The following is a 20,002-nucleotide window of genomic DNA, read 5'->3' on the forward strand; positions in this document are numbered from 1 at the left end:
AAGCTGGCCTTTGCGCCTGTGGCTCTTATAATTCCCACCGTCGGCGCGTTGCCGGCACTTTCCCCGCTATTGAACCGGAGAACTCCCATGCTCAAACGCCCCCTGGCGCTCGCCGCCGGCCTCGTGCTGTCCTGCTGTGCTGTTGTTGCCCAGGCTGCCGACACCTTGCGGGTCAGTGCCATCCCCGACGAGGCGCCGACTGAACTGCTGCGCAAGTTCGAGCCACTGGGCAAGTACCTGTCCAAGCAGTTGGGCATGGACGTGAAATTCGTCCCGGTAGCCGACTACCCAGCAGTGGTCGAGTCGCTGGCCAGCGACCGCCTGGACATGGCCTGGCTGGGTGGTTTCACCTTTGTCCAGGTGCACCTGAAAGACCCGACCGCCACGCCGCTGGTGCAGCGTGAGCAGGACGCCCAGTTCACCTCCAAGTTCATCACTGCCAACCCGGCCGTGAAGAGCCTGGCCGACCTCAAGGGCAAGTCGTTCGCCTTCGGTTCGATCTCGTCCACCTCGGGCAGCCTGATGCCGCGTTACTTCATGCTCAAGGAAGACAACATCAAGCCTGAAAGCTACTTCAGCCGCGTGGCCTATTCCGGTGCCCACGACGCCACTGTCGCCTGGGTGCAGGCCGGCAAGGTCGATGGCGGCGTGCTCAATGCCAGCGTCTGGCAAAAGCTGGTCGATGCCGGCAAGGTCGATACCAGCAAGGTCAAGGTGTTCGCCACCACGCCGGCCTACTACGACTACAACTGGACCGTGCGCGGCAACATGGACCCGGCGCTGAAAGAAAAGATCAAGAAGGCCTTCCTCGACCTCGACCCGGCCAACCCGGAGCACAAGGCGATCCTCGACCTGCAGGCGGCCAGCCGCTTCATCGAGACCAAGCCCGAGAACTATGCGGGTACCGAGCAAGCCGCACGTGAGGCCGGCCTGCTCAAGTGACTATTCATGTACACGGCGCCGGCCTGCGCCACGGCCAGGTCCGCGCGCTTGATGGGGTAAGCCTGAGCATCGCCAAGGGTGAGCGGGTCGCGATCATCGGCCCCTCGGGGGCCGGCAAGTCCAGCTTGCTGCACCTGATGGCCACCGCCGTGCAGCCCAGTAGCGGGCACCTGGAACTGTTCGGTGAGCAGCCCTGGGCGCTGTCTGCCGGGGCGCGCCAGCGCCTGCGCGCGCGCATTGGCCTGGTGCACCAGGCACCGCCACTGCCGCCGCGCCAGCGCGTGGTGACGGCGGTGCTGGCAGGGCGCCTGGGGCAGTGGAGCCTGCTGCGTGGCCTGCTTAACCTGGTGTATCCGACCGACGTGCCGGGGGCGCGCCAGGCCTTGGCCGAGTTGGGCCTGGCCGACAAGCTGTTCGTCCAGTGCGGGCAGTTGTCCGGTGGCCAGTTGCAGCGGGTCGGCATTGCCCGGGCGTTGTATCAGCGCCCGGAAGTGCTGTTGACCGACGAGCCGGTATCGGCCATGGACCCGGTGTTGGCCGATCACAGCCTGGCACTGCTCAATCGCCATGCCCAGGCCAATGGCGTGACCCTGGTGGCCAGCCTGCACGCGGTGGACCTGGCGCTGGCGCATTTTCCGAGGGTGATCGGTATTCGTGAAGGGCAGGTGGCGTTCGACTGCCCGGCCGAGGCGGTGACCGAGCAGTTGCTGGATGCGCTGTACGCCAACGAGCAACTGGGTTCGCCAGTGCAAGCCCAAGGGCCGACCCTGACTGTGCAGATTCCCCGATGCTGAAGGCCGACGCCCGCGACCCGGCTGCGTTGCCGCGGTTGCTGCTGACCTTGCTGGCGCTGGCCGTGCTGTGGCCCGGGCTGCAATTGAGCGAACTGAACCCAGGTGTTTTGCTGCAGGCGGAAAACCGTCAGCAGATTGCCAACTTCACCCGTGCCTTCTGGCCACCGGCACACAGTGGCGAATTCCTCACGTTGTTGTACCAGTCCACTTTGCAGACTCTGGCTGTGGCGACTGCCGGCATGGCCCTGGCGCTGTTACTGGCGGTTCCGACCAGCCTGTTGGCAAGCCGTGCGCTTTCACTGCGTGCTGCGTCCCGTGGTGGCCGGGCAGGTGTGGGGTCGCGCTTGCTGCGCCTGCCCGTTCGCGGCTTGCTGATATTCCTGCGCAGCGTGCCGGAGATCGTCTGGGCGCTGCTGTTCGTGCGGGCGGTGGGCTTGGGGCCGACGGCCGGGGTGCTGGCCATCGCCATTACCTACAGCGGGATGCTTGGCAAGGTCTACGCGGAAATCTTCGAATCGGTCGACCAGCGCCCGGCGCATGCCTTGCTGCAGGGCGGCAGCGGCCGGTTGACGGCATTCTTCTACGGCATCCTGCCCAGTGCGTCGGCGGAAGTGGTGTCCTACACCGTCTACCGCTGGGAGTGTGCCGTGCGTGCGTCGGTGGTGATGGGCTTCGTCGGTGCCGGCGGGTTGGGGCAGCAGATCGATCTGTCGATGCGCATGTTCGCCGGGGGCGAGGTGGCGAGCATGCTGCTGGCGTTCCTCGGCCTGGTACTGTTGGCCGACCTGCTCAGCCGCTTCCTGCGTGGGAGGCTGGCATGAACCGGGTGATCAACCTGCTGGTGATCGTTGCCATCGTGGCGGCGGTGGTGGCGTCGTTCGGTTATCTGGAGCTGGACCTGCACGCCCTTGTGGGTGATGGCGGATTGGGGCAGATGGGCGAGTATGCCGCCCGCTTCCTGCATCCGGACCTTTCCGTCGAGCACCTGCAAGCTGTAGTGCGAGGGGCTCTGGAAACCCTCGCCATGTCAGGGCTGGGCACGTTGCTGGCAATGGTCCTCGGCATGCTGCTGGCCCTGCCGGCGGCGGGGCGTTTCGGTTGGCCGCTGCAGTCGCTGGCACGTTTGCTGCTCAATGCCCTGCGAGCCATACCCGAGTTGGTATGGGCGGCATTGACCGTGCTGGCGGCAGGCCTGGGGCCCAATGCCGGTACGCTGGCCTTGGCGCTGCACACCTCAGGGGTGCTGGGGCGATTGTTCGCCGAAGCGCTGGAGAATGCGCCGGCCGAGCCGGCGGCGGCCATTCGCCTGCAAGGCAGCGGGCAGGTGGCGGCGTTCTGCTTCGGCACGCTGCCGAACCTGTGGCCGCAATTGCTTGCGTACAGCTTGTACCGCTGGGAGAACAACATTCGCATGGCCAGTGTGCTGGGGTTTGTCGGGGCAGGGGGGCTGGGGCAGATGCTCTATACCACCCTGAGCCTGTTCCAGGAGGCCCAGGCCAGTACGGTGATCATGGCCATGTTGCTGCTGGTGTTGTTGGTTGATGCTTTCAGTGATGTGCTGCGCCAGCGCTATGTGCGTGCCTGAGCGATAGTTGGGGGCCCCGCAGCGGCCCCCTTACTGCACCAGTTCCCCACACTGCGCTTCGCGCTGCATCGATTCCAGATTCCGCTCAATGGTCTCGCAAATCGTATCCATCTGGATCTGATGCTCACTGAAGCGAAACGGGCTCTGCAGATCCGTCCCGATCCGCTCGATCGCCAGCAGCATGAACCCCACCACCGTAGACGCCAGTGGCGTGAACCAGCCCAGCGATTCAACCAGCCCCACCGGCACGATCAGGCAGAACAGGGTGATGAACAGCCGTGGGAAATACACATAAGGGTAGGGCAGCGGCGTATTGGCGATCCGCTCCATGCCGCCCTGGGCGTTGGACAGGTCCACCAGCGTCGACTCCAGCCGCGCCAGGCGAATGCTGTCGAGCCTTCCCGCCTGGTATTCCTTGGCCAGCAACGCCGCCGAGCCACCCAGGATGTCGTTGGCGAAGTTGTTCGAACGGTTGCGCCGTTCAAACTCACCCGGCGGGATGAACGCCATCAGCGCGTCCGGGCAGGGCTCACCCTTCAGGTGCGCCGCCAGGCAGTTCACATAGGCGATGTGCCGGCGCAGCAAGGTCGCCTTGACCGGGTTCAGTCCATCTTCGGGGTCTTCGATCAGTGTCAGCGTCTGCCGGGCGAAGCTGCGCGAACTGTTCACCAGCGCCCCCCACAAGGTGCGTGCTTCCCACCAGCGGTTGTAGGCGCTGCTGTTGCGAAAGCTCACCAGCACCACCAGCGCCGAACCCAGCAAGGTCAGCGGGATCAGCGGCAGGGTGAACTTGCTGTTGAAGAACAGCATGAAGTCGATGGTGACCAGCACGTCCCAGAGCAGCAGCCAGAACAGTGACCAGCCGATGTAGCTGAAGGTCTTGACGACCAGGCGGTATTTGCGGGCGATGACGTCTTTCACGCGAGCTGCCTCGAAAAGTCGGGGATGCAGGATGGGACGTCGACGGATGGCTATGGTTCGGCGCTGTTCGTTCAGGGGTGTTTCTGAACGTGTTGTTTCATCTGCACCAGGGCTACCCGCTTGCCATCATGAGCCTGCCGTTCTTCGATGCCAAAAGGTACGAAACCAAGTTGTGGATAAAGTAGCAAACCCGCCGTGTTGTGGTTGAAGCACGACACCCAGACCTCCCGCGCTGTGAACTGCTCGCGGGCAAGGTCGACCATGCATTGCACCAGGTAACGCGCCACGCCCTGACCGCGAGCGGCGGGGGCGACCACCACGTTGCCGAGGGCGCAGATACCCCCGTGCTCGGCCTTGTAGAAGTTGGCAAAACCGAGCACCAGTCCGTCGCCCTCGACCACGGTCGAGCCGCTGCGCTGGGCGATGGCCTCGCTCAGTTGCACGGGAGTCAGCGGGTAGCTGGCCTTGGGGAACATGTAGAACAGCTCGTCCGGGCCTTGCGCAAAGCAGCAGATGGCCGGGATGTCACCGGGTTGGACGGGGCGGTGGGCAAGGTGCATGGCAGGTCCTTTTGCGTGCAGGTGCTGGCTACATCATCAGTGCCGACCGCTACCGTATCATGTTGGCTTGCGCAGAGGAGCAGGGGAATGTTCAGCGTCACTCTCAACGGTAAATCAAGGCTTGCTGGCTACCGCCACATAGCCCTTGATCGCGTCAGGTGCGCCATGCGGCTTGCCCTTGTGCACCAGGTACTGAAAGCGCCGCCATTCCTTGTCGATTTCGCTGTACGACAGGAACACGCTGACCCGTGCCTTGCTGGCCAGATCCGGGCGGTTGCGGGCATCGATCTCATCCTTGGCGATGAAGGCGACGTTCATCCCGACCACCTTGCCGTCATCGGCGAACACCGGGCCTCCGGACATGCCCTTGGTGATAGGGCCATCATGCACCGAGTAGAAAACGCTGCCCGGCGTGCCTTCGAGTCGCACCAGGGAGTCGAGCGTGCGGCCCTTGCCTTGCACCGGCATCATGAAGCTGTTGAAGCCGACTGCGGTCACCGACTCGCCCGGCACGAACTGACGCCACTGCGGCACCTTGCTGGCCTTGTGCTTGAAGAACACCAAGTCCCCCAAACCTTCGTGCACCACATTGGGCAGGAACGGTGTGTGCTTGGCGGTGACGGCAAAGTCTTCGTTCCACTGGATGGCAGTGGCCATCAGCAGCATTGGCAGGGGGGCACCGGAGGTGACGACAAAAGCCTGGTCGTAGACGGGGTCTGAAACGTATGCGGTTGGCATTCCATTGCACCCACTCAGCAGCATCATTGCTGCCAGACAGGGCGCGGTTCTGTTCATGGGGCACGCGGTGGTTGGCTGGAAAAGGAGCGCAACTATGGCTGGATGTCATTAGGCCATCAATGCTTTCGGAATATATATCCGACCAGTGACAGCTTATTGCTATCACTCACGGCTTGGCCAATAGATTGAGTGGATTGCTGGAATGCGCCTGGTCGTTGGGTTGGCGTCAAAAAGGCCCAGGTAGAAGGCTTGCAGGGATGAATAATTTGAGCTCGATCGAGCTGCATTGAGCTGAATACGGCATATGGCCTATTCGTGGTCAGACCCAAGGCCACATGGAGGCGGTAAATGCTGAAAGACGGGCACAAAAAAACCGACCATAAGGTCGGTTTTTTCCGGATCTTGGTGCCCCGAGGGAGACTCGAACTCCCACTCCTTTCGAAAACGGATTTTGAATCCGCCGCGTCTACCAATTCCGCCATCAGGGCTTGTGGCGCGCAGTATAGAGAGGTGCCCGTGGTCGGTCAATCGGCTTTCATGGTCAATTTTCACACATTGGGCTAAACTTCCCGGCCCTGTCGAACCCGAACATCATCATGCGCGTCGCCGATTTTTCCTTCGAACTCCCCGATTCCCTGATCGCCCGCCACCCGCTGGCCGAGCGCCATGGCAGCCGTCTGCTGGTCCTCGATGGGCCGAGCGGGGCGTTGGCGCACAAGCAATTCCCGGATCTGCTCGACTACCTGCAGCCGGGCGACCTGATGGTGTTCAACAACACCCGGGTAATTCCCGCGCGGCTGTTTGGCCAGAAAGCCTCCGGCGGCAAGCTGGAAGTGCTGGTCGAACGAGTGCTCGACAGCCACCGCGTGCTGGCCCATGTGCGTGCCAGCAAGGCCCCTAAAGAAGGCGCGATGATCCTCATCGATGGCGGTGGCGAGGCCGAGATGGTCGCCCGCCACGACACGCTGTTCGAGCTGCGCTTCACCGAAGAGGTGCTGCCGCTGCTCGACCGCGTCGGCCACATGCCGCTGCCGCCGTACATCGACCGCCCGGACGAGGGCGCCGACCGCGAGCGCTACCAGACCGTGTACGCCGAGCGTGCCGGTGCCGTGGCTGCGCCGACTGCCGGCCTGCACTTCGACGAAGCGCTGCTGGAGAAGATCGCAGCCAAGGGCGTCGAGCGGGCCTTCGTCACCCTGCACGTGGGGGCTGGCACCTTCCAGCCGGTGCGGGTCGACAAGATCGAAGACCACCACATGCACAAAGAGTGGCTCGAAGTGAGCCAGGACGTGGTCGATGCCATCGAGGCCTGCCGGGCCCGTGGCGGCCGGGTGATCGCGGTCGGTACCACCAGCGTGCGCTCGCTGGAGAGCGCGGCGCGCGATGGCGTGCTCAAGGCCTTCAGCGGGGACACCGACATCTTCATCTACCCGGGCCGGCCGTTCCATGTGGTCGATTGCCTGGTCACCAACTTCCACCTGCCGGAGTCCACGCTGCTGATGCTGGTCTCGGCCTTCGCCGGTTACCCCGAGACCATGGCTGCCTATGCGGCGGCGGTCGACAACGGGTACCGCTTCTTCAGTTACGGTGATGCCATGTTCATCACCCGCAATCCGGCGCCACGCGGCCCAGAGGATCAAGCATGAGTCGCACCTGTCGAATGTCGTTCGAACTGTTGGCCACCGACGGCAAGGCCCGTCGTGGTCGGCTGACCTTCCCCCGTGGCACGGTCGAGACCCCGGCGTTCATGCCGGTGGGCACCTACGGCACGGTCAAGGGCATGCTGCCGCGTGACATCGAGGCCATCGGCGCCGAGATCATCCTCGGCAACACCTTCCATCTGTGGCTGCGCCCGGGTACCGAGGTGATCAAGATGCACAATGGCCTGCACGACTTCATGCAGTGGAAAGGCCCTATCCTCACCGATTCCGGTGGTTTCCAGGTGTTCAGCCTGGGCGCCATGCGCAAGATCAAGGAGGAGGGGGTGACCTTCGCCTCGCCAGTCGACGGTTCCAAGGTGTTCATGGGCCCGGAAGAGTCCATGCAGGTGCAGCGCGACCTGGGCTCGGACATCGTCATGATCTTCGACGAGTGCACGCCGTACCCGGCCGAGCACGACGTGGCGCGCACTTCCATGGAGCTGTCGCTGCGCTGGGCCCAGCGTTCGAAGAATGCCCACGGCGACAACACCGCGGCGCTGTTCGGTATCGTTCAGGGCGGCATGTACCAGGACCTGCGCATGCGTTCGCTGGAAGCCCTGGAAAACATCGGTTTCGATGGCCTGGCCATCGGTGGCCTGTCGGTCGGTGAGCCGAAGCACGAGATGATCAAGGTCCTCGACTACCTGCCGGACCAGATGCCGGCTGACAAACCTCGTTACCTTATGGGGGTAGGCAAACCGGAAGATCTGGTTGAGGGTGTGCGCCGCGGCGTCGACATGTTCGACTGCGTGATGCCCACGCGCAACGCGCGCAACGGCCACCTGTTCGTCGATACAGGGGTGATCAAGATCCGCAACGCGTTCCATCGCCATGATGATTCGCCGCTGGATCCGACCTGTGATTGCTACACCTGCACCAACTTCTCCCGCGCTTATCTCCATCACCTGGACAAGTGTGGCGAAATGCTGAGCAGCATGCTGAATACCATCCACAACTTGCGCCATTACCAGCGCTTGATGGCCGGTTTACGCGAGGCTATTCAACAGGGTAAATTGGCCGCCTTTGTCGACGCCTTCTACGCCAAGCGCGGGCTGCCTGTGCCGCCTTTGGACTGACTGTTCGCATCCATTATTAGAAAATTACATTAGGAGTGCCCAATGAGCTTCTTGATCCCCGCCGCATACGCGGATGCTGCTGCACCCGCCGCTGGCCCTGCCGGCACCGGCTTTGAGTGGATTTTCCTGGTTGGTTTCCTGGTCATCTTCTATCTGATGATCTGGCGCCCGCAGGCCAAACGTGCCAAAGAGCAGAAGAACCTGCTGAGCAACTTGCAGAAAGGTGACGAAGTTGTCACCAACGGCGGTATCGCCGGCAAGATCGTCAAGGTTTCCGATGACTTCGTGGTCCTGGAAGTTTCCGACACCGTCGAGCTGAAGTTCCAGAAGGGTGCCATCGCGGCCACCCTGCCAAAAGGTACGCTCAAGGCTATCTGAGTTACCGGTTTCATTTTTCCAGTCGGGGCGCGCAAAGCGCCCCGCGTCTTGAACGGGCGGCGTGATGCTGAACAAATACCCTCTGTGGAAATACGCACTGATCCTGGTGGTACTGGCGATCGGTTTCATTTATTCCGCTCCCAACCTCTACCCGGATGATCCGGCGGTGCAGATCAGCGGTGCCAGCTCGGCGCTGCAGGTCAACCAGGCCGACCTCGACCGCGTCAGCAAGGCGCTGGTCGATGCCGGTATCACCGTCAAGGGCGCGAGCCTGGGTGAGAAGGGCAGTGGGCTGATTCGCCTGACCAACCAGGAAGATCAACTGCCAGCCAAGGATGTAGTGCGCAAGGCACTGGGCGATGATTATGTCGTGGCCCTGAACCTGGCCCAGACTACCCCGCAGTGGCTGCGTAACCTGGGTGCAAGTCCGATGAAACTGGGCCTGGACCTGTCCGGTGGTGTGCACTTCCTGCTGGAAGTGGACATGGACAAGGCCATGAGTGCCCGCATGAAAGTCTACGAAGGCGAGGTCAAGACCTTGCTGCGCAAAGAGCGCATCCGCTACCGCAGCCTGCCGCAGCAGGATGGCGGTGTGATGCTGGGCTTCGCTGACGATGCTACTCGCGAACAGGCACGTGCCCTGATCCGCAAGAATTTCAATGATTTCGACCTGACCACCACCGAGCGCAACGAGCTCGCCGTGCTGCGTCTGGCGCTGACCCAGGCGAAAGTCGCCGAGATCCGCGAATACTCGATCAAGCAGAACCTGACTACCGTCCGCAACCGTGTGAACGAGCTGGGCGTGGCCGAACCGCTGGTGCAGCGCCAGGGCGCCAACCGCATCGTGGTCGAACTGCCGGGCGTGCAGGACACTGCCGAAGCCAAGCGTATCCTCGGCAAGACCGCCAACCTGGAGTTCCGCTTCGGTGCCGAGCCGGGGGCTTCCAAGGCCACTACCGAGGTCTTCGAGTTCCGTGAAGGCAACCGTTCCGCTGCGGTCGAGCGTGGCCTGATCATCACCGGTGACCAGGTCACCGACGCCCAGGCCAGCTTCGACGAGCACGGCCGCCCGCAGGTGAACATCCGCCTGGATGGTCACGGTGGCGAGCTGATGAGCCGCGCGACCCGTAGCAACGTCGGCCGCAGCATGGCGGTGATCTTCATCGAGCAGAAGCCGGTCACCCGCTACGTCAAGCAGACGGTCGACGGCGTCGAGAAGGACGTTGCCGTTCAGAGCTTCCAGGAAGAGAAGAAGATCATCAGCCTGGCGACCATCCAGTCGCCACTGGGCAGCCAGTTCCGCATCACCGGCCTGAATGGCCAGGGTGAATCGTCCGAGCTGGCCCTGCTGCTGCGTGCCGGTGGTCTGGCCGCGCCGATGTACTTCGCCGAAGAACGTACCATTGGCCCAAGCCTGGGTGCCGACAACATCACCAAGGGTATCGATGCGTCGCTGTGGGGCATGCTGTTCGTCTCGCTGTTCATCATCGCCATCTACCGCGGCTTCGGCGTGATCGCCACCGTCGCCCTGGCGGGCAACATGGTGCTGCTGCTGGCGCTGATGTCGCTGCTGGGCGCGACCCTGACCCTGCCGGGTATTGCCGGTATCGTGTTGACCATGGGTATGGCGGTGGACGCCAACGTGCTGATCTTCTCGCGTATCCGCGAGGAGCTGAATGCCGGCATGTCGGTGCAGCGCGCCATTCACGAAGGCTTCAACCGCGCCTACACCGCGATCATCGACGCCAACCTGACCAGCCTGCTGGTCGGCGGCATCCTGTTCGCCATGGGTACCGGCCCGGTCAAGGGCTTCGCGGTCACCATGTCCCTCGGGATTTTCACCTCGATGTTCACCGCCGTCATGGTGACCCGCGCAATGGTCAACCTGACCTGCGGCGGGCGTGACATCAAGAAGCTGTGGGTTTGAGGGAGCTGCGATGAAAACCATCAACTTCATGGGCGTGCGTAATGTCGCGTTCGCCGTTACCGTGCTCCTCACCGTGCTGGCGCTGTTCAGCTGGTGGCAGAAGGGCCTGAACTTCGGCCTGGACTTCACCGGCGGTACGCTGATCGAGCTGACCTACGAACGCCCGGCCGACCTCAAGGCGGTGCGTGCCGAGCTGGTCGAGTCCGGCTTCCACGAGGCCGTGGTGCAGAGTTTTGGCGCCACCACCGACCTGCTGGTGCGCATGCCGGGCGATGACCCGCAACTGGGTGCCAAGGTTGGCGCTGCCCTGCAGAAGGCTGGCGGTGACAACCCGGCCACCCTCAAGCGCGTCGAGTTCGTCGGCCCGCAGGTGGGTGAAGAGCTGCGTGACCAGGGCGGCCTCGGCATGCTCCTGGCGCTGGGCGGCATCCTCATCTACCTGGCCTTCCGCTTCCAGTGGAAGTTCGCCGTTGGCGCGATCGTGTCGCTGATCCACGACGTGGTGGTGACCCTGGGCATCCTGTCGTTCTTCCAGATCACCTTCGACCTGACGGTGCTGGCGGCGGTGCTGGCGATCATCGGCTACTCGCTGAACGACACCATCGTTGTCTTCGACCGGGTGCGTGAGAACTTCCGTGTGATGCGCAAGGCCTCGCTGATCGAGAACATCAACGTCTCGACCACCCAGACCCTGCTGCGCACCATCGCCACCTCGGTTTCGACCTTGCTGGCGATCGCCGCGCTGCTGTTCTTCGGCGGCGACAACCTGTTCGGCTTCTCCCTGGCACTGTTCATCGGTGTCATGGCCGGTACCTACTCGTCGATCTACATCGCCAACGTGGTGCTGATCTGGCTGAACCTGAACAGCGAAGACCTGATCCCGCCGGCGAAGAACGAAGGCGTGGATGACCGTCCTTAAGGATTAGTCCTACGCCGTTCGGCGACCAAAAAGGCGCGAGTGTTGAACTCGCGCCTTTTTTTTCGCTCCAAGGCTTGGAGAAAGCAGGTTAGCCCTGCCGGTACAACAGGAGGTTCGTGTGAACAAATCAATGCTCGTAGGCGCTGTGTTGGGTGCTGTCGGTGTTACTGCCGGAGGTGCTGTCGCCACCTACAGCTTGGTGAACAAGGGGCCTGAGTATGCCCAGGTCACCGACGTGCAACCGATCAAGCAACAGGTCAAAACCCCGCGTGAGGTCTGCAAGGACGTCGCCGTCACGCGTCAGGCGCCGGTCAAGGACCAGCACCAGATCGCCGGTACCGTGGTCGGTGCTATCGCTGGCGGTTTGCTGGGTAACCAGATCGGCGGCGGTACCGGCAAGAAGATCGCTACAGTGGCAGGTGCGGTCGGTGGTGGTTATGCCGGTAACAAGGTGCAGGAAGGCATGCAGGAGCGTGACACCTATACCACCACGCAAACCCGCTGCAACACGGTCAACGATATCAGTGAGAAAGTCGTTGGGTATAACGTGAAGTACACCCTCGGCGACAAGGCCGGGCAGGTGAAGATGGATCATGAGCCGGGTTCCACCATTCCTGTGGACAAGAATGGCAAGCTGATCCTCAGCGAAGCCGGGCAGTGATCTGACTGTTCCTGTGCTGGCTTCTTCGCGGGGCAAGCCCGCGAAGAGGCCGGCACAAGCAGTGCTAAACCATCAGGCACAAAAAAAGCACCCCGAGGGGTGCTTTTTTTTGCCTGCAATCCGCGCTTAGCGCTTCATGTGCTCTGGCAGGTGCGGCTGGATAGCGGTCAGTACGGCCTTGAAGCACTTGATGTTGCCTGCAACGATGTGGCCCTTGTCGAGGAAATCGTGGCCACCGTTGAAGTCGCTCACCAGGCCACCGGCTTCCTGGATCAGCAGCACGCCAGCTGCCATATCCCACTCGGACAGGCCCGACTCCCAGAAGGCGTCGAAACGGCCGGCAGCCACGTAGGCCAGGTCCAGGCTGGCGGAGCCGGCACGGCGGATGCCGGCGGTCTGGCCAGTCAGGGCGCGGAACATGCCCAGGTAGTTGTCCATGTCAGCCATCTGGTTGTCACGGAACGGGAAGCCGGTGCCCAGCAGGGCGCCGTCCAGGCTGGTGCGCGAGCTGACGCGCAGGCGGCGGCCATTGAGCTGGGCGCCACGGCCACGGCTGGCGGTGAATTCTTCCTGGCGAACAGGGTCGACGATCACGGCGTGCTCGAGGCGACCACGGTATTTGCAGGCGATGCTGACAGCGAAGTGCGGGATGCCACGCAGGAAGTTGGTGGTGCCGTCCAGCGGATCGATGATCCACAGGTAGTCCTTGCCTTCTTCGCCGGTGCCGGCGTGCAGGCCGGTTTCTTCACCTTGAATGGAGTGGTTCGGGTAGGCCTTGCGCAGGGCGTTTACGATGCTCTGCTCGGCGGCGCGATCCACTTCGGAGACGTAGTCCTTGGCCTCTTTCTCGTCGACCTTGATGCTATCCAGGCGTTCGATGGAGCGGAAAATCAGTTCACTGGCGCTGCGAGCGGCGCGCAGGGCGATATTCAGCATAGGCTGCATGGGCGGGTCACCTGGAGATGTTAAAGAAGAAAGCCGAACATTCTAGCAGAAAAGTTTGGCGGCAGAAGTGCCACATTTGCTTTCATGGCGTTACGCTGGTCGGTTCTGTAAGATCGATTTCCCCCAAACCTGCATCTGTGAGCACAACACCTTGCTGCAAAATATTCGTGTTGTTCTGGTCAATACCAGCCACCCCGGCAACATCGGCGGCGCTGCACGTGCCATGAAAAACATGGGCTTGTCGCGTCTGGTGCTGGTGCAGCCGAAAGAATTCCCCGCCTTGGATGCCAGTGCCCGCGCGTCGGGCGCAGACGATGTGCTGGACAATGCCCAGGTGGTCGACAGCCTCGAGCAGGCGCTGGTCGGCTGCAATCTGGTCATGGGTACCAGCGCTCGTGAGCGCAGCATCCCCTGGCCGTTGATCGGCCCGCGTGACTGTGGTGCCAAGGCGGTGGAACATGCCAATGGCGGCGAAGAGATCGCCCTGGTGTTCGGGCGCGAACACGCCGGCCTGACCAACGAAGAACTGCAGCGATGTCACTTCCACGTGCACATTCCCTCCAACCCCGACTTCAGTTCGCTGAACCTGGCGGCCGCTGTCCAGGTGCTCGCCTATGAGGTGCGCATGGCCTGGCTGGCCGCCGGCGAAGCGCCGGGCAAAGTCGAGAAGGTTGACGCCAGCGAGCTGGCGACCATGGACGAAATGGAGCTGTTCTACGACCACCTGGAAAAAACCCTGGTGGGCATCGGCTTCCTCGACCCCGAGAAGCCCAAGCACCTGATGCCGCGCCTTCGCCGGCTGTATGGGCGGGTGGCGGTCGAGCGTTCGGAAATGAGCATTTTGCGTGGCATCCTCACCGAGACCCAGAAAGTGGTCCGGGGCGAGCCGCATAAACGGAAGGACTGACAGATGTTCGAACGTCTGCGTGAAGATATCCAGAGCGTATTCCATCGTGACCCGGCGGCGCGCAACGCCTTCGAGGTGCTGACCTGCTACCCCGGCATGCACGCCATCTGGCTGCACCGCCTGGGCAATGCCTTGTGGAAGCGCGACTTCAAATGGCTGGCCAGGCTGGTGTCGAACTTCGGTCGCTGGCTGACCGGTATCGAGATCCATCCCGGTGCGACCATTGGTCGGCGCTTCTTCATCGACCACGGCATGGGCATCGTCATCGGCGAAACCGCCGAGATCGGAGATGACGTCACCCTTTACCAGGGCGTGACCCTGGGGGGCACCAGCTGGAACAAGGGCAAGCGCCACCCGACCCTGGAAAACGGTGTGGTGGTAGGGGCGGGCGCCAAGGTGCTCGGCCCGTTCACGGTCGGCGCCGGGGCCAAGATCGGTTCCAATGCGGTGGTGACCAAGGCGGTGCCGGCGGGGGCCACTGCGGTTGGCATCCCTGGGCGGATCATCGTCAAGAGCGAAGACAGCGAAATCGAGGCCAAGCGCAAGGCCATGGCCGAAAAGATCGGTTTCGATGCCTATGGCGTCAGTGGCGACATGCCTGACCCGGTGGCCCGCGCCATCGGCCAGATGCTCGACCACCTGCAGGCCGTAGACGAGCGCCTGGAGGGCATGTGCGGCGCGCTGACCAAGATGGGCAGTGACTACTGTGCCAAGGCGCTGCCGAAGCTGCCGGAAGATGACTTCGCGATCGAAACCCAGGCTGCCCAGCGCGACACTCAGTCGCATTGATTGCGCCGCGCTGAAGCCGCACTGACATATGGGGCGTGTGCTCACGCCCCTTTGCTGCTACAATCGCGCCCGCCTCCCTGATGCAAACCCGACTAAAGCAGTAGGTCTAATAGTTGACTTAAATGCTCGGGAATCGCATACTCGCTCCCATCCCGTAACTCCCGTGGTACCCATTAGCCATGCGACTGACTACCAAAGGCCGATACGCCGTGACTGCCATGCTCGACCTGGCATTGCACGCGCAGCATGGGCCGGTGTCTTTGGCCGACATTTCCGAGCGCCAGGGCATTTCCCTCTCTTATCTGGAACAGCTGTTCGCCAAGCTGCGCCGCAGCAGTCTGGTTTCCAGTGTGCGCGGTCCGGGCGGTGGCTACCAGCTGTCGCGCGGCATGGAAACCATCCAGGTGGCCCAGGTCATCGACGCGGTCAACGAATCGGTCGATGCCACTCGTTGCCAGGGCCTCGGGGATTGCCATGCCGGTGACACCTGCCTGACCCACCATCTGTGGTGTGACCTCAGCCAGCAGATCCACGAATTCCTCAGCGGCATCAGCCTGGCCGACCTCGTCATGCGCCGTGAGGTGCAGGAAGTCGCCCAGCGCCAGGACCTGCGGCGTGTCGCAGGCCGTACCGCCATGCTGGACAAGATTGAGACGTCCGCCGTCGACTGAAACTCTGCAGTGACGAGCGACGCCACCGCCTGATAGGAGATACCCATGAAGTTGCCGATCTACCTCGATTACTCCGCTACCACGCCGGTCGACCCTCGTGTCGCCCAGAAGATGGCCGACTGCCTGCTGGTCGACGGCAACTTCGGTAACCCGGCCTCGCGCTCCCACGTATTCGGCTGGAAGGCCGAAGAAGCGGTCGAGAACGGCCGTCGCCAGGTTGCCGAGCTGATCAATGCCGACCCGCGCGAAATCGTCTGGACCAGCGGTGCCACCGAGTCCGACAACCTCGCCCTGAAAGGCGTGGCGCACTTCTATCAGACCAAGGGCAAGCACATCATCACCTCCAAGATCGAGCACAAGGCGGTCCTGGACACCGCTCGCCAGCTCGAGCGTGAAGGTTTCGAAGTCACCTACCTGGAGCCGGGCGAAGACGGCATCGTCACCCCGGCCATGGTCGAAGCCGCCCTGCGCGACGACACCATCCTGGTCTCGCTGATGCACGTGAACAACGAAGTCGGCTCGATCAACGACATCGCCGCCATCGGTGAACTGACCCGCTCGCGCGGCGTGCTGTTCCACGTTGACGCCGCCCAGTCGGCCGGCAAGGTCGAAATCGACCTGCAGAAGCTGAAAGTCGACCTGATGTCGTTCTCCGCGCACAAAGTCTACGGCCCTAAAGGTATCGGCGCGCTGTACGTCAGCCGCAAGCCGCGCGTGCGCCTGGAAGCCATCATCCACGGCGGTGGCCATGAGCGCGGCATGCGTTCGGGCACCCTGCCGACCCACCAGATCGTCGGCATGGGCGAAGCCTTCGCCATTGCCAAGCAGGAAATGGCCGCCGAGAACGTGCGCATCAAGGCCCTGAGCGACCGCTTCTTCAAGCAGGTCTCGGACCTCGAAGAACTGTACGTCAACGGCAGCAAGACTGCCCGCGTGCCGCACAACCTGAACCTGAGCTTCAACTACGTCGAAGGCGAGTCGCTGCTGATGTCCCTGAAGGACATCGCCGTATCGTCCGGTTCGGCCTGTACCTCCGCTTCGCTCGAGCCGTCGTATGTACTGCGCGCTCTGGGCCGCAACGACGAGCTGGCGCACAGCTCGATCCGCTTCTCCTTCGGCCGCTTCACCACTGAAGAAGAAGTCGACTACGCCGCGCAGAAAGTCTGCGAGGCCGTTAACAAACTGCGTGAGCTGTCGCCGCTGTGGGACATGTACAAAGACGGCGTTGACATCTCCAAGATCGAGTGGGCCGCCCACTAAGCAGTCGCCGGCAAGAGCGGCTCCCTGATGAGGAAGGAATTGCACCATGGCATACAGTGAAAAGGTCATCGACCACTACGAAAACCCACGCAACGTCGGCAAGATGAACGCCGAAGACCCGGATGTCGGTACCGGCATGGTCGGCGCCCCAGCGTGTGGTGACGTGATGCGTCTGCAGATCAAGGTCAACGAGCAAGGCATCATCGAAGACGCCAAGTTCAAGACTTATGGCTGCGGTTCGGCCATCGCCTCCAGCTCCCTCGCCACCGAGTGGATGAAGGGCAAGACCCTGGACGAGGCCGAAACCATCAAGAACACCCAGCTGGCGGAAGAACTGGCGTTGCCGCCAGTGAAGATCCACTGCTCGGTACTCGCCGAAGATGCCATCAAGGCAGCCGTTCGCGACTACAAGCAGAAGAAAGGCTTGATCTAAGCCGCCCGTTGCAAGGTAAGACTCAAGGAGTTCCGATGGCTATCAGCATGACAGAAGCCGCCGCCAACCACATTCGTCGCTCCCTTGACGGGCGCGGCAAGGGTGAGGGCATTCGCCTGGGCGTGCGCACCACCGGCTGCTCGGGCCTGGCCTACGTGCTGGAGTTCGTCGACGAGCTGGCTGAAGAGGACCAGGTGTTCGAGAACCATGGCGTCAAGGTGATCATCGATCCCAAGAGCCTGGTCTACCTCGATGGCACCGAGCTGGACTTCGTCAAGGAAGGGTTGAACGAAGGCTTCAAGTTCAACAACCCCAACGTGCGCGGTGAGTGTGGCTGCGGCGAAAGCTTCAACGTCTGAGGCTGGCCGTGGGTACTCCTTGTCATTTCGCTCTGTTTGACCTCCAGCCCTGCTTCCGCCTGGATCTCGACAAACTGGCCACTCGCTATCGCGAGCTGGCCCGCGAGGTTCATCCGGACCGCTTTGCCGACGCCTCCGAGCGCGAGCAGCGGGTAGCGCTGGAAAAATCCGCGGCTCTCAACGACGCCTACCAGACCCTGCGCAGTGCGCCGCGCCGTGCCCGCTACCTGCTGGCAATCGGTGGCCACGAAGTGCCCCAGGAGGTCACGGTCCATGACCCTGACTTCTTGTTGCAGCAGATGCAGTGGCGCGAAGAGCTCGAAGAGCTGCAGGACGAAGCCGACCTCGATGGCGTAGCTGTGTTCAAGAAGCGCCTGAAGGCCGCTCAGGACACGCTCAACGAGGATTTCGCCGCCTGCTGGGATGTGCCTGCCGAGCGCGACAAGGCCGAGCGCCTGATGCGCCGCATGCAGTTCCTCGACAAGCTCGCCCAAGAAGTGCGCCAACTGGAAGAGCGCCTCGACGATTAACCCGGTGTCGTCCGTGATGACGCCTAAGGTATTCAGATAAGCATGGCCCTACTGCAGATCGCCGAACCCGGTCAAAGCCCTCAGCCGCACCAGCGCCGCCTGGCGGTGGGGATCGACCTGGGTACCACCAATTCTCTGGTCGCTGCCGTGCGCAGCGGTCGTAGCGAGCCCCTGCCCGATGCGCAGGGCAACGTCATTCTGCCGTCGGCGGTGCGTTACCTGGCTGGCCACAGCGAAGTCGGCCTGGCCGCGCGCGAAGCGGCTTCCAGCGACCCGCTGAACACCGTGCTGTCGGTCAAGCGCCTGATGGGCCGTGGCCTGGCAGACGTCAAGCAGCTCGGCGAGCAACTGCCGTACCGCTTCATCGGCGGCGAGTCGCACATGCCGTTCATCGACACTGTCCAGGGGCCGAAAAGCCCGGTGGAGGTGTCGGCCGACATCCTCAAGGTGTTGCGCGAGCGTGCCGAAGCCACCCTGGGTGGTGAGCTGGTGGGGGCGGTGATCACCGTGCCGGCCTATTTCGACGACGCCCAGCGCCAGGCCACCAAGGATGCTGCGCGCCTTGCCGGCCTGAGCGTGCTGCGCCTGCTCAACGAGCCGACCGCCGCCGCCGTGGCCTATGGCCTGGACCAGAATGCCGAAGGCCTTGTCGCCATCTATGACCTGGGTGGGGGTACCTTCGATATTTCCATCCTGCGCCTGACCGCCGGTGTGTTCGAAGTGTTGGCTACCGGTGGCGATACCGCCCTGGGCGGTGACGATTTCGACCACGCCATCGCTGGCTGGATCATCGAGCAGGCCGGTCTGTCCGCCGATCTCGACCCGGCCACCCAGCGCCAGCTGCTGCAGGCCGCCTGCGCCGCCAAAGAGGCCCTGACCGATGCCGATAGCGTCAGCGTCAGCCATGGCGCCTGGCAGGGCGAGCTGAGCCGCGCTGCCTTCGAAGCCATGATCGAGCCACTGGTTGCCCGCAGCCTGAAAGCCTGCCGACGCGCCGTGCGCGACAGCGGTGTCGAGATGGAAGAGGTGGGTGCAGTGGTGATGGTCGGTGGTTCGACCCGCGTGCCGCGTGTGCGTGAGGCGGTGGGCGCGCTTTTTGGTCGCACCCCGCTGACGTCGATCGACCCGGATCAGGTGGTGGCCATTGGCGCCGCCATCCAGGCCGATACCTTGGCTGGCAACCGCCGCGAAGGTGGCGAACTGCTGCTGCTTGACGTCATCCCGCTGTCCCTGGGCCTTGAGACCATGGGCGGGCTGATGGAGAAGGTGATCCCGCGCAACACCACCATTCCGGTGGCCCGCGCCCAGGAATTCACCACCTACAAAGATGGCCAGTCGGCCATGATGATTCACGTCCTGCAGGGTGAGCGCGAGCTGATCAGCGACTGCCGCTCCCTGGCGCGCTTCGAGCTGCGTGGCATTCCTGCCATGGTTGCCGGCGCCGCCAAGATTCGCGTGACCTTCCAGGTCGATGCCGACGGCCTGCTCAGCGTTGCCGCCCGCGAACTGGGCTCGGGCGTGGAAGCCAGCATCCAGGTCAAACCGTCCTACGGCCTGACCGACGGCGAGATCGCCCGCATGCTCAAGGATTCCTTCGAGCACGCAGGCTCCGACAAGCAGGCGCGCCAGCTGCGCGAGCACCAGGTCGATGGCGAACGCCTGCTCGAAGCGGTGCAGGGTGCCCTGGATGCCGACGGTGATCGCCTGCTCAGCGAAGACGAGCGGGTAGCCATCGAGTACCAGATGCAAGAATTGCGTGATTTGCTCAGCGGCACCGATGGCGCAGCCATCGAGCAGCAGACCAAGCGTCTGTCGCAAGTGACCGATGCCTTTGCCGCCCGTCGCCTTGATTCGACGGTCAAAGCCGCACTGGCCGGGCGCAACCTGAATGAGATCGAGGAGTAACC

The 20,002-nt window shown here is 62.9% G+C and carries 22 protein-coding genes and 1 tRNA gene; 18 read left to right on the plus strand and 5 right to left on the minus strand.

The features are described from left to right. The first annotated feature begins 87 nt into the window (after positions 1-87). Genes ACIPZ5_RS07440 through phnE form a run of 4 tightly spaced genes read left to right on the plus strand, consistent with a single transcriptional unit; the run spans position 88 to position 3,321 of the window. The gene (locus ACIPZ5_RS07440) at positions 88-942 is read left to right on the plus strand and encodes a putative selenate ABC transporter substrate-binding protein (RefSeq protein ID WP_261942736.1); all 855 of its coding nucleotides are present in this window, start codon (positions 88-90) and stop codon (positions 940-942) included. Beyond that, positions 939-1,736 (plus strand): phosphonate ABC transporter ATP-binding protein, encoded by a 798-nt coding sequence (locus ACIPZ5_RS07445; protein WP_400807577.1) that lies wholly within the window; start codon positions 939-941, stop codon positions 1,734-1,736. The genes ACIPZ5_RS07440 and ACIPZ5_RS07445 overlap by 4 nt, the downstream gene beginning before the upstream one ends. Continuing rightward, positions 1,730-2,557, plus strand: a complete 828-nt coding sequence (locus ACIPZ5_RS07450; protein ID WP_343595515.1) for an ABC transporter permease — start codon at positions 1,730-1,732, stop codon at positions 2,555-2,557. Before ACIPZ5_RS07445 ends, ACIPZ5_RS07450 begins: the two co-directional genes overlap by 7 nt. Then, entirely contained in the window at positions 2,554-3,321 is a 768-nt protein-coding gene (gene phnE, locus ACIPZ5_RS07455) for a phosphonate ABC transporter, permease protein PhnE (protein ID WP_343595513.1), read from the plus strand. Before ACIPZ5_RS07450 ends, phnE begins: the two co-directional genes overlap by 4 nt. A 30-nt stretch (positions 3,322-3,351) precedes the next feature. Here phnE and ACIPZ5_RS07460 read toward each other — a convergent pair whose 3' ends face one another. The 4 genes from ACIPZ5_RS07460 to ACIPZ5_RS07475 all read right to left on the minus strand — a co-directional run bounded on the left by ACIPZ5_RS07460 (position 3,352) and on the right by ACIPZ5_RS07475 (position 6,028). Then, on the minus strand, positions 3,352-4,242 hold the full coding sequence (locus tag ACIPZ5_RS07460) for a bestrophin family protein (RefSeq protein ID WP_400807580.1): 891 nt from the start codon (positions 4,240-4,242) through the stop codon (positions 3,352-3,354). Between the two features lie 71 nt (positions 4,243-4,313). Further along, positions 4,314-4,802: a GNAT family N-acetyltransferase gene (locus ACIPZ5_RS07465; protein ID WP_400807582.1), complete on the minus strand. Its 489-nt coding sequence runs from the start codon at positions 4,800-4,802 to the stop codon at positions 4,314-4,316. Between the two features lie 114 nt (positions 4,803-4,916). Continuing rightward, a complete protein-coding gene (locus ACIPZ5_RS07470) occupies positions 4,917-5,564 on the minus strand; it encodes a trypsin-like peptidase domain-containing protein (RefSeq protein ID WP_343595866.1) in 648 nt (215 codons plus the stop codon). A 379-nt stretch (positions 5,565-5,943) separates the two neighbouring features. Next, a tRNA-Leu gene (locus tag ACIPZ5_RS07475) sits at positions 5,944-6,028 on the minus strand. 108 nt (positions 6,029-6,136) lie between these two features. Between ACIPZ5_RS07475 and queA the strand changes: the two genes are divergently transcribed. The 6 genes from queA to ACIPZ5_RS07505 all read left to right on the plus strand — a co-directional run bounded on the left by queA (position 6,137) and on the right by ACIPZ5_RS07505 (position 12,201). Continuing rightward, positions 6,137-7,186, plus strand: coding sequence for a tRNA preQ1(34) S-adenosylmethionine ribosyltransferase-isomerase QueA (queA, locus tag ACIPZ5_RS07480; RefSeq protein WP_343595496.1), 1,050 nt, complete (start codon positions 6,137-6,139; stop codon positions 7,184-7,186). A gap of 14 nt (positions 7,187-7,200) precedes the next feature. Beyond that, positions 7,201-8,316, plus strand: coding sequence for a tRNA guanosine(34) transglycosylase Tgt (gene tgt, locus ACIPZ5_RS07485; protein ID WP_400807865.1), 1,116 nt, complete (start codon positions 7,201-7,203; stop codon positions 8,314-8,316). A gap of 42 nt (positions 8,317-8,358) precedes the next feature. After that, entirely contained in the window at positions 8,359-8,694 is a 336-nt protein-coding gene (gene yajC / locus ACIPZ5_RS07490; RefSeq protein ID WP_008092587.1) for a preprotein translocase subunit YajC, read from the plus strand. Positions 8,695-8,758: 64 nt separating this feature from the next. Continuing rightward, positions 8,759-10,621 carry a protein translocase subunit SecD gene (gene secD, locus ACIPZ5_RS07495; RefSeq protein WP_085673714.1) on the plus strand — a complete coding sequence of 621 codons (1,863 nt, stop codon included), beginning with the start codon at positions 8,759-8,761 and terminating at the stop codon, positions 10,619-10,621. A 10-nt stretch (positions 10,622-10,631) separates the two neighbouring features. Next, positions 10,632-11,540 (plus strand): protein translocase subunit SecF, encoded by a 909-nt coding sequence (secF, locus tag ACIPZ5_RS07500; RefSeq protein WP_085673712.1) that lies wholly within the window; start codon positions 10,632-10,634, stop codon positions 11,538-11,540. A gap of 118 nt (positions 11,541-11,658) precedes the next feature. Next, positions 11,659-12,201 carry a glycine zipper 2TM domain-containing protein gene (locus tag ACIPZ5_RS07505; protein ID WP_343595493.1) on the plus strand — a complete coding sequence of 181 codons (543 nt, stop codon included), beginning with the start codon at positions 11,659-11,661 and terminating at the stop codon, positions 12,199-12,201. Between the two features lie 126 nt (positions 12,202-12,327). Here the strand turns inward: ACIPZ5_RS07505 and suhB are convergent, their stop codons facing one another. Then, positions 12,328-13,146, minus strand: a complete 819-nt coding sequence (suhB, locus tag ACIPZ5_RS07510; RefSeq protein ID WP_016393981.1) for an inositol-phosphate phosphatase — start codon at positions 13,144-13,146, stop codon at positions 12,328-12,330. A 151-nt stretch (positions 13,147-13,297) separates the two neighbouring features. Between suhB and trmJ the strand changes: the two genes are divergently transcribed. The 8 genes from trmJ (at position 13,298) to hscA (ending at position 20,000) form a co-directional block, all read left to right on the plus strand. Next, positions 13,298-14,053 (plus strand): tRNA (cytosine(32)/uridine(32)-2'-O)-methyltransferase TrmJ, encoded by a 756-nt coding sequence (gene trmJ, locus ACIPZ5_RS07515; RefSeq protein ID WP_343595490.1) that lies wholly within the window; start codon positions 13,298-13,300, stop codon positions 14,051-14,053. Between the two features lie 3 nt (positions 14,054-14,056). Then, positions 14,057-14,842, plus strand: coding sequence for a serine O-acetyltransferase (gene cysE / locus ACIPZ5_RS07520; protein WP_400807587.1), 786 nt, complete (start codon positions 14,057-14,059; stop codon positions 14,840-14,842). Positions 14,843-15,021: 179 nt separating this feature from the next. Then, entirely contained in the window at positions 15,022-15,513 is a 492-nt protein-coding gene (gene iscR, locus ACIPZ5_RS07525; protein WP_261942749.1) for a Fe-S cluster assembly transcriptional regulator IscR, read from the plus strand. A gap of 45 nt (positions 15,514-15,558) precedes the next feature. Next, positions 15,559-16,773: an IscS subfamily cysteine desulfurase gene (locus ACIPZ5_RS07530; RefSeq protein WP_013971017.1), complete on the plus strand. Its 1,215-nt coding sequence runs from the start codon at positions 15,559-15,561 to the stop codon at positions 16,771-16,773. A gap of 46 nt (positions 16,774-16,819) precedes the next feature. Beyond that, entirely contained in the window at positions 16,820-17,206 is a 387-nt protein-coding gene (iscU, locus tag ACIPZ5_RS07535; RefSeq protein ID WP_007929523.1) for a Fe-S cluster assembly scaffold IscU, read from the plus strand. 35 nt (positions 17,207-17,241) lie between these two features. Continuing rightward, on the plus strand, positions 17,242-17,565 hold the full coding sequence (gene iscA / locus ACIPZ5_RS07540) for an iron-sulfur cluster assembly protein IscA (protein WP_011532338.1): 324 nt from the start codon (positions 17,242-17,244) through the stop codon (positions 17,563-17,565). 8 nt (positions 17,566-17,573) lie between these two features. Next, the gene (gene hscB / locus ACIPZ5_RS07545) at positions 17,574-18,095 is read left to right on the plus strand and encodes a co-chaperone HscB (RefSeq protein WP_027920280.1); all 522 of its coding nucleotides are present in this window, start codon (positions 17,574-17,576) and stop codon (positions 18,093-18,095) included. 42 nt (positions 18,096-18,137) lie between these two features. After that, complete coding sequence (gene hscA / locus ACIPZ5_RS07550; protein ID WP_343595481.1) at positions 18,138-20,000, plus strand: Fe-S protein assembly chaperone HscA; 1,863 nt, start codon at positions 18,138-18,140, stop codon at positions 19,998-20,000. Positions 20,001-20,002: the final 2 nt, after the last annotated feature.

It is taken from the genome of Pseudomonas sp. NPDC089428, from assembly GCF_044749325.1.
In the GTDB taxonomy this organism is placed as follows: Bacteria; Pseudomonadota; Gammaproteobacteria; order Pseudomonadales; family Pseudomonadaceae; genus Aquipseudomonas.